Annotated in this window: 3 protein-coding genes and 1 tRNA gene; 1 reads left to right on the plus strand and 3 read right to left on the minus strand. The window is 39.2% G+C overall.

What is annotated here, in order from left to right:
• Positions 1-186 precede the first annotated feature (186 nt).
• Positions 187-257: transfer RNA gene (locus A3I7_RS0111425), tRNA-Cys, on the minus strand.
• Positions 258-371: 114 nt separating this feature from the next.
• Between A3I7_RS0111425 and A3I7_RS0111430 the strand changes: the two genes are divergently transcribed.
• A complete protein-coding gene (locus tag A3I7_RS0111430) occupies positions 372-1,334 on the plus strand; it encodes a S66 family peptidase (protein ID WP_018376874.1) in 963 nt (320 codons plus the stop codon).
• Between the two features lie 35 nt (positions 1,335-1,369).
• Here A3I7_RS0111430 and A3I7_RS0111435 read toward each other — a convergent pair whose 3' ends face one another.
• Both A3I7_RS0111435 and A3I7_RS0111440 read right to left on the minus strand, forming a co-directional pair.
• Positions 1,370-2,158: an amino acid ABC transporter substrate-binding protein gene (locus A3I7_RS0111435; protein WP_018376875.1), complete on the minus strand. Its 789-nt coding sequence runs from the start codon at positions 2,156-2,158 to the stop codon at positions 1,370-1,372.
• A 153-nt stretch (positions 2,159-2,311) separates the two neighbouring features.
• Positions 2,312-3,028 (minus strand): YebC/PmpR family DNA-binding transcriptional regulator, encoded by a 717-nt coding sequence (locus A3I7_RS0111440; protein WP_018376876.1) that lies wholly within the window; start codon positions 3,026-3,028, stop codon positions 2,312-2,314.
• Between the last annotated feature and the right edge of the window lie 210 nt (positions 3,029-3,238).

Raw genomic sequence — 3,238 nt, forward strand, 5'->3', positions numbered from 1 at the left:
TAGTCTGAGACTAAATTCTGTTGGTTTTATGCAGTTTTCTCAGAGTAACTTCTGGAAGGACGGGAACTAGAACTTACTTTGAGAATTTACCTTTTCTATCAAATTTCTCTGATAAGAAATCTACAATAAAAAGCCCGATTTTACGGGCTTTTCATTTGGTTAATTCCTGTTAAATCAGGTATATTAAGGCGGTAGACGGATTTGAACCGACGATCAAGCTTTTGCAGAGCCGTGCCTTACCACTTGGCTATACCGCCATAACAAAGAATATTTTACCGTAAATGACAGCCTTCGTCAAGTATATTTTTAGATATGGTTGGCGGGTAAAACATTTTGTGTTACAATATCAAAAACTTTATGGGAGGTATTCTATGAAAAAACTTCAAAAGGGTGACCATATTCGTGTTCTCAGTCCATCGGCGTCCATTGCCCACCTAGGTGGCTTTGAGGCTAATATCTCAGCCAAAGAAAGATTGGAAAAACTAGAATTTAAGGTTTCTTTCTCTAGTCACTATTTTGAAAATGACCTCTTCGAATCAGCATCAATTGCTAGTCGTGTTGAGGACTTACATGAGGCTTTCCTTGATGATTCCGTGGATGCGATACTTGCAACTATCGGTGGTTTCAACTCAAACGAGCTCCTGCCTTATCTGGATTATGATTTAATTGCTGCACACCCAAAGATTATCTGTGGTTATTCTGACTCGACAGCTTTTCTCAATGCCATCTACTCCAAGACCGGCATCAAAACTTATATGGGACCGTCTTATTCGAGTTTCAAAATGATTGAAGGGCAAGAATATCAGACACGTATGTGGCTACAAGCACTAAGCCAGACTAGTTATGAGTTAGTTCCTAGCGAGCAGTGGTCCAGCGATGCTTGGTTCCTGCCAGACGAGCCCAGACATTTTTTTCCGACTAAATGGAAGGTTTATGCCCATGGCAAAGCTTCTGGAACCATCATCGGTGGAAACTTATCTACTTTCTCACTCTTGCGTGGAACGCCTTACGCACCACAGCCTGATAAGTACATTCTTTTCTTGGAAAGCGCCGAAGGGTATCCTCCTGAAATAATTGCCAGAGAACTGGCAGCTATCCTACAGGCCTATCCTAGACCAGAAGCTGTCCTCTTCGGACGTTTCCCAAAAGAATGTGAGATGACACCAGAAATTTTTAATTACGTTATGGCCAAACACCCCATTTTAAAAACAATTCCTGTCATGTACGACTTAGACTTTGCCCATACCCAACCTCTTTTTACCATTACCATTGGTGCAAAAGCAACTGTTGATACCAAAGCAAAGTCTATTGTGATTGATGAGAAAATTAATTAAAAGACAAACAAGTTTGATAATCTTAGAACCTTTATTTAGTCTAATTCCTTTTTATCTGGCAAATAAGAGCCTCCTAAATAGTTTTGGCTTAGTTTTTCGAGTTTACCATTTTTGTATAGTTTCTTAACTGCCTTGTTGAATTGCTTTTGCAAATCGTTGCTGTCGTCCGAGAAGATAATGTAATTATTTGAATTGAGATTTGTTTCAATGGGAATAATGGTTAAGTCAAATCCTTTTTGCTTGATGACGGTTTCGACAGAAATTTTATCAAAAATCATGTAATCAAATTCGCCATTTTCTAAATCCAAAAGGTGCTTACTTAAATCTTCACCAGAGTATTCAATCTTTGAGGGATTATCAGGATGTTCTTTATTCCAATCTAAAACGAACTGAATCGCCGAGGTTCCTGTATCATCTTGGGTCGTTTTGCCTCCAATATCTTCTAATGATTTGATGTCTGAATCTTTTGGTACAACCAGAACAAATGGATTTTTAGCAATTGGAAGCGAGTAGAGATACTTGTCCGCTCGCTCCTTTGTATATGACAGATTATTAGCTGCAATCTGGTAGTGACCACTATCCAAACCGACAAAAATAGACTTCCAAGATGTCCGCTTGTAAGTGACTTTGTAGCCATCCAAGTATTTGCTAGCTGCCTTGATGACTTCAATATCATAGCCAGTCAACTCCCCTGCTTTATCTTCGTAAGAAAAAGGCTTAATGTCGCCTGCTGTTGCTACAACAACTTTCTTGTCCGCTGCCTGCACCGTACTTGTCAAAACCAAAGGTGCTAAACAAACAAATCCTAACAAAACTTTCTTCATCACTTCTACCTCCTTATTCACCAGTTTATCATCTTAGTCAGAGTTTGCCCAATACTGCTTTTTTATCACGGTGATAAGAGGAAACTATCGGAAAGAGTCATTAAGGAAAAACAAGCCTGACCACTTCTTGGGTCAAGCTTGTTGGCTTTAGTATTAGAAGTCTGCCACATTGTGGTAAACTTTTTGAACATCATCATCTGCTTCTAAGGCATCAATGAGTTTTTCAAAAGTTTCAAGATCTTCACCTTCAAGTGTGACTTCTGATTGTGGAATCATTTCAAGTTCAGTAACTTGGAATTCCTCTATACCATTGGCACGAAGGGCTTCAATCCCTTTATGAAGATCAGTTGGAGCTGTGTAAACAGTGATTGTTCCATCTTCTGCTTCAACATCGTCCACATCAACATCAGCTTCCAGCAATTGCTCAAAAATAGCATCTGCGTCGTCACCAGCAAAGACAATGACTCCTTTTTTATCAAACATATAAGACACCGAACCTGAAGCACCCATGTTCCCGCCGTTCTTACCATAGGCGGTACGCACGTTAGCAGCTGTACGATTAACATTTGAAGTCAGTGTGTCAACAATGATCATTGACCCATTTGGCCCAAAGCCTTCATAACGTCCTTCAACAAAGGTTTCATCAGTATTTCCTTTGGCCTTATCAATGGCTTTATCAATAACGTGTTTTGGTACCTGCGCTTGTTTAGCACGTTCCAAAACAAATTTCAAAGCTGAGTTAGATTCTGGATCTGGCTCACCTTGCTTAGCAGCAACATAGATTTCAACACCAAATTTAGCGTAAACTTTTGAGTTAGCGCCATCTTTAGCAGTTTTCTTGGCAACAATATTGGCCCATTTACGTCCCATGGGATTCACCTCTTGTAGTTTTTCTTTTTGTTGAACATAGCAGAGCTAAATTCATAATCCTTAATATTATAGCACTTTGAGCCAAAGCTGTAAAATGGAGACAGTGTTTAAATCCCTTACCTAAATTCTCAAAGTAAATTCTAGTCTAACACCAAAACTGGAAATTAGACTGAGACAAAAAAATAAGGTAGAACTTACTATGGGACAAGT

The sequence above is a fragment of the Streptococcus orisratti DSM 15617 genome, from assembly GCF_000380105.1.
GTDB lineage: Bacteria > Bacillota > Bacilli > Lactobacillales > Streptococcaceae > Streptococcus > Streptococcus orisratti.